The sequence below is a fragment of the Paracraurococcus ruber genome (assembly GCF_004353985.1).
In the GTDB taxonomy this organism is placed as follows: Bacteria; Pseudomonadota; Alphaproteobacteria; order Acetobacterales; family Acetobacteraceae; genus Paracraurococcus; species Paracraurococcus ruber.
In genome coordinates this window covers 1-5,701 of the sequence record NZ_SMOA01000321.1, presented here as the reverse complement: position 1 = coordinate 5,701, position 5,701 = coordinate 1, and the positions used below count along the sequence as shown (strand labels likewise).

Annotated in this window: 3 protein-coding genes and 1 pseudogene; all 4 read left to right on the top strand. The window is 72.5% G+C overall.

Features of this window, described 5'->3' with window-relative positions; all coding sequences use genetic code 11:
• The first annotated feature begins 147 nt into the window (after nt 1–147).
• Nucleotides 148–1,491, top strand: coding sequence for a putative bifunctional diguanylate cyclase/phosphodiesterase (locus E2C05_RS28060; RefSeq protein WP_133222942.1), 1,344 nt, complete (start codon nt 148–150; stop codon nt 1,489–1,491).
• 133 nt (nt 1,492–1,624) lie between these two features.
• Entirely contained in the window at nt 1,625–3,175 is a 1,551-nt protein-coding gene (gene pehA / locus E2C05_RS28055; RefSeq protein WP_133222941.1) for a phosphoric/sulfuric ester hydrolase PehA, read from the top strand.
• 17 nt (nt 3,176–3,192) lie between these two features.
• Nucleotides 3,193–4,809 (top strand): annotated as a pseudogene (locus E2C05_RS28050) (ABC transporter substrate-binding protein).
• A 1-nt stretch (nt 4,810) separates the two neighbouring features.
• Nucleotides 4,811–5,701: ABC transporter ATP-binding protein (locus tag E2C05_RS28045; protein WP_133222940.1), on the top strand; the 891-nt coding region annotated here is incomplete at its 3' end.

The following is a 5,701-nucleotide window of genomic DNA, read 5'->3' as shown; positions in this document are numbered from 1 at the left end:
GGCTCGCCAAGGACTGGGAGTGCCTGAACCGGTCAGGCCTGTGCTTCCTGCGCTGGGCCTCCGTCCGCCTCATGCTGCGAAGGCTCTGCCAAACCAGAACATGATCCCGGATGGACTCTGAAGGATGCGGAACGCCGGCTGGAGCACATGGCGCTGACCGACCCACTGACCGGGCTGGCGAACCGCCTGGGCTTCGCGCAGCGGGCGGAGGCGATGCTGGCCGGGCTGGCGCGCGCCGACCGGGGCGGGCTGCTGCTCTCGCTCGACTTCGACCGGTTCAAATGGGTCAACGACACGCATGGCCATGCGATGGGCGACCGCCTGCTGGTCGCGGTGGCGGACCGGCTCCGCCGCGCCGCCGGCGACGCGGCGCTGGTGGCGCGCCTGGGCGGCGACGAATTCGCCGTGCTGGTCCCCGCCGACCCGGCGGAGGAGACCGGGCGGCCGCTGGCCGACCGCCTGCTGGCTGCGCTGCGGGCGCCGCTGCGGCTTCCCGACCTCACGCTCGAGACGCTGGCAAGCATCGGCGTCGCCCGCTTCCCGGACGACGGGTCGACGCTGGACGGGCTGCTGACCGCCGCCGATGCGGCGATGTACGAGGCGAAGCGGGCCGGCCGCAACCGCAGCATCCCGTTCGGCCCGGCCATCGCGCAGGAGATCGGGCAGCGCCGGGTCCTGGAAGCGGTGGTGCGGCAGGCGATCGAGACCGACGGCCTCGAGATGCATTTCCAGCCGGTGCTGGCGCTCGCCTCGCGCAGGGTGAGCGGCGCCGAGGCGCTGGTCCGCTTCCGGCATCCCGATCTCGGCCCTGTCCCGCCGGATGCGGTGATCCGCGCCGCCGAGCAGTCGGGCCAGATCGCCGTCCTCGGCCGGATGATCCTGGGCCGGGTCGTGGCGGCGGCCGGCCGGCTGGCCGCCGCCGCCGGCGACCCGGAATTCTACGTCACCGCCAATCTCTCCGCCGGGCAGGTCACGGACGACCTGGCTTCCCAGATCCAGGCGCTGCTCGCGCGGCATGCGGTGCCGCCGCGGCGCATCGTGCTGGAGATCACGGAAACCGCCCTGTTCGGCGATGAGCGCCGGGCGGCGCAGGTCCTGGCCGACCTCTCCGGCCTCGGCCTGCGGCTCGCGCTCGACGATTTCGGCTCCGGCTATTCCTCGCTGAACTACGTGACCCGCTTCCCGGTGGACATCATCAAGGTGGACCGCAGCTTCACCATCGCCATGGCGCTGCCGGCGCGCGATGCCGCGACGCAGGCCCGGCAGGCGGTGGTCCGGTCGATCGTCGCGCTGGCCGAGGCGCTGGGGAAGCCGCTGGTCGCCGAAGGCATCGAGACGCCGGAGGAACTGGCCGCCGCCGAGCGCCTGCGCTTCACGCATGGCCAGGGCTTCCACTTCGCCCGGCCGATGCCCTGCGACGACCTCTGCGCCTGGCTGGCGGCGCGCCGGCCGCGGCCGGCGGCCGGGCATCTCCGGCTGGTGGGCGGCTGACCGGCCGGGCGGCGGCGGGCCCTGGCCGGCCCGCCCGCCGCCCCGCCGGCGCGGTGTCACGAAAGCTACTCGGGCCCGTCATGCGGACGTCTCCCGGGCGGCTTAGCGCTTCGCCGGGATGCGGAGGCACGACATGGGGCGACGGAACGTGCTGCTGATCGTCGTGGATCAGTGGCGGGCGGATTTCGTCCCGCATCTCGGCGCCGGCTTCCTGCGCACACCGAACCTCGACCGGCTGTGCCGCGAAGGCGTGACCTTCGCCAACCATGTCACCACCGCCGTGCCCTGCGGCCCGGCCCGCGCCAGCCTGCTGACCGGCCTGTACCTCATGAACCACCGCGCGGTGCAGAACACCGTGCCGCTGGATGCGCGCCACATGAACCTGGGCCGCGCGCTGCGGGCCATCGGCTACGACCCGGCGCTGATCGGCTACACGACGACGACGCCCGACCCGCGCACCACCGGCCCGCGCGACCCGCGCTTCACCTCGCTCGGCGACCTGATGGACGGCTTCCGCAGCGTCGGCGCCTTCGAGCCGACGATGGACGGCTATTTCGGCTGGCTGGCGCACAAGGGCTTCCCGCTGCCGCCGCGGCGGGAGGATATCTGGCTGCCCCAGGGGTATGATCATGGGGAAGATGCGGTGCCCGGCGTCACCGACCGCCCCTGCCGCATCCCGGCGGACCTCTCCGACAGCGCCTATTTCACCGACCGGGCGCTGACCTACCTGAAAGGCCGCGGCGACAGGCCCTGGTTCCTGCATCTGGGCTACTACCGCCCGCATCCGCCCTTCATCGCGCCGGCGCCCTACCATGCGATGTACCGCCCGGACGACATGCCGGGGCCGGTGCGCGCCGCCACCTGGCGGCAGGAAGCGCAGCAGCACCCGCTGCTGGACTTCTACCTGCGCGGCATCTCCCAGGGGTCCTTCTTCCACGGCGCCGGCGGCGCCGCGACGGCGCTGGACGCGGCCGCCATCCGCCAGATGCGCGCCACCTATGCCGGGCTGATCAGCGAGATCGACGACAATCTCGGCCGGGTCTTCGACTACCTGCAGGAGACGGGTCAGTGGGAGGACACGCTGGTGATCTTCACCAGCGACCATGGCGAGCAGCTCGGCGACCACTGGCTGCTCGGCAAGATCGGCTATTTCGACGAGAGCTTCCGCATCCCGCTGGTGGTGAAGGAGGGCGGGCGCAGCCGCCGCGGCGGCGAGGTGGAGACCGCCTTCACCGAAAGCGTGGACGTCATGCCCACGATCCTCGACTGGCTGGGCGGCACGCCGCCGCGCGCCTGCGACGGCGCGTCCCTGCTGCCGCTGCTGCAGGGCGGGCCGCCCGCCGGCTGGCGCGACCTGCTGCACTACGAATACGACTTCCGCGACGTGTTCTATTCGCAGCCCGAGGGCGATCTCGGCCTGCCGATGGATGCCTGTAGCCTCTGCGCCGTGCAGGACGCCCGGTACAAATACGTCCACTTCGCCGCGCTGCCGCCGCTGTTCTTCGACCTGGCGGCCGACCCGCACCAGTTCCGCAACCTGGCCGAGGACCCGGCGCATGCCGGGCTGGTGAAGGATTATGCACAGCGCGCCCTGTCCTGGCGGCTGCTGCATGCCGAACGCACGCTGACCGCCTTCCGCGCCACCCCCGGCGGTCTCGAGGACCGCGCCGCCCCGCAAGGCTGAGACCGGAGAGACAGAGGATGCTTCACCGCCGCACCCTGCTGGCCGCGCCGTCGCTGCTGGCCATGCCCGCTTTGGCCCAGGCCGACCAGCGGCCGGCCATCACCATCGCCGTGCAGAAGATCAGCAACACCAACACGCTGGAAGTGCTGCGCGAACAGTCCAATGTGGGGGAGCGGATCTTCCTCACCTCCCTGTGGGAGAGCCTGATCGGCCGCGACTGGCTGGGCGACCTGCGCTCCGCCCCCGGCCTCGCCACCGAATGGCGGCGGCTGTCGGACAGCGTGGTGGAGGTTTCGCTGCGCCGCGGCGTGCGCTTCCACAATGGCGACGAGATGACGGCCGAGGACGTCGTCTTCTCCTTCGGGCGGGAGCGCATGTTCGGCAACACGCCGGCGACGGCGCAGGGCCGCACCATCCCGATCGGGGAGGCACTGCCGACGCCGCGCCCGGGCAAGGAATTGCCGCCGGAGGTGCCGGCCGTCGCCCGCCGGTCCTGGCCGGCGCTGGAACGGGTGGAGGCGGTGGACCGCTACACCGTGCGCTTCCACAACGCCACGCCGGACGTGACCATGGAAGGAAGGCTGTCGCGCTACGGCAGCAACGTGATGAGCCGGCGCGGCTTCGAGGAGGCGGCGACCTGGCTCGAATGGGCCCGCCGGCCCGTCACCACCGGCCCCTACAAGGTGGTGGAATTCCGCCCCGACCAGTCCCTGACCTATGCCGCGCATGACGACTACTGGGGCGGCCGGCCGCCGCTGCGCGAGATCCGCTTCCTGGAGGTGCCGGAGGTCGCCAGCCGGATCAACGGCCTGCTGTCGGGCACCTACCAGTTCGCCTGCGACATCCCGCCCGACCAGATCCCAGGCATCGAGCGCAACCGCGCCTTCGAGGTGCAGGGCGGCACCATCCTGAACCACCGGCTGACGGTGTTCGACAAGACCCATGCGCAGCTGCGCGACGCGCGGGTGCGCCGCGCCTTCACCCATGCCATCGACCGCCAGGCGATAGTCGAGGCGCTGTGGGCCGGCCGCACCGTGGTGCCGAAGGGCCTGCAATGGGATTTCTAAGGCGACATGCTGATCGCCGACTGGGCCGTGCCGGCCTACGACCCCGCCGAGGCGCGCCGCCTGCTGCGGGAGGCCGGCTACCGCGGCGACCCCATCCCCTACCGCCTGCTCAACAACTACTACACCAACCAGAACGCCACGGCGCAGGTGCTGGTGGAGATGTGGCGCGAGGTCGGCCTGAACGTGCAGATCGAGATGAAGGAGAACTGGTCGCAGATCTTGGAACGCTCGCCGACCCGGGCGGTGCGGGACTGGTCGAACAGCGCCGCCTTCAACGACCCGGTGTCGTCGCTGGTGAACCAGCACGGCCCGAACGGGCAGCAGCAGCAGGTCGGCGAATACGCGAATGAGGAGCTGAACCGCCTGTCGGTCGAGCTCGAGACCGGCACCGACCGGGCCCGCCGCCGCCAGGTCTTCCGCCGCCTGCTGGAGATCGCCGAGCGGGAAGACCCGGCCTATGCCGTGCTGCACCAGAACGCGACCTTCACGGCGAAGCGCCGCGACATCCGCTGGAAGGCCAGCCCGGCCTTCGCCATGGATTTCCGCCCGGGCAATTGGGGCGCCTGAGATGCCGGTCGCCCTGCGGAACCTGGCCGTCGCCTTCGACGGCGTGCCGGCGCTGCGCGGCATCGACCTCGCCGTGGCGCCGGGGGAGGCGCTGGGGCTGGTGGGCGAAAGCGGCTGCGGCAAGTCGGTCACCTGGCTCGCCGCGCTCGGCCTGCTGCCGGCCCGGGCGCGCGTCACCGGCAGCGTGACCCTGCATGGCGAGGAATTGCTCGGCGCGCCGCCTGCGGTGCTGGACCGCATCCGCGGCGGCCGCGTCGCCATGATCTTCCAGGACCCCGCCAGCAGCCTGAACCCGGTGCACCGGATTGGCCGCCAGGTGACGGAGGCGCTGGCGCTGCATCGCGGCCTGCGCGGTGCCGCGGCGCGGGCGGAGGCGAAGCGGCTGTTCGACCAGGTCGGCATCCCCGATGCCGCGCGACGGCTGGACGCCTACCCGCATGAGCTCTCGGGCGGGCAGAACCAGCGGGTGATGATCGCCATGGCGCTGGCCGGGCAGCCCGAGCTGCTGGTGGCGGACGAGCCCACCACCGCGCTCGACGTCACCATCCAGGCGCAGATCCTCGACCTGCTGCGGGCGCTGCAGCGGGAGACGGGGATGGCGCTGGTGCTGATCAGCCACGACCTGGGCGTGGTGGCGGACACCTGCGACCGCGTGGCCGTCATGTATGCCGGCCGCGTGGTGGAGGAGGCGCCGGCCGCGCGGCTGTTCGAGGCCGCGGCGCATCCCTACACCCAGGGGCTGCTCGGCGCCCTGCCGCCCATCGAGGGGCCGCGGCGGCCGCTCGCGGCCATTCCCGGCGGCGTGCCGGACCCCGGCGCCATGCCGCCCGGCTGCGCCTTCGCGCCGCGCTGCCCGCGGCGCGGCCCCGCCTGCGAGGCCGCGGTGCCGGAC

Coding starts and splice junctions, on each gene's coding strand:
- E2C05_RS28060 (WP_133222942.1), top strand. CDS start 148: ATGGCGCTGACCGACCCACTGACCGGGCTGGCGAACCGCCTGGGCTTC.
- pehA (WP_133222941.1), top strand. CDS start 1,625: ATGGGGCGACGGAACGTGCTGCTGATCGTCGTGGATCAGTGGCGGGCG.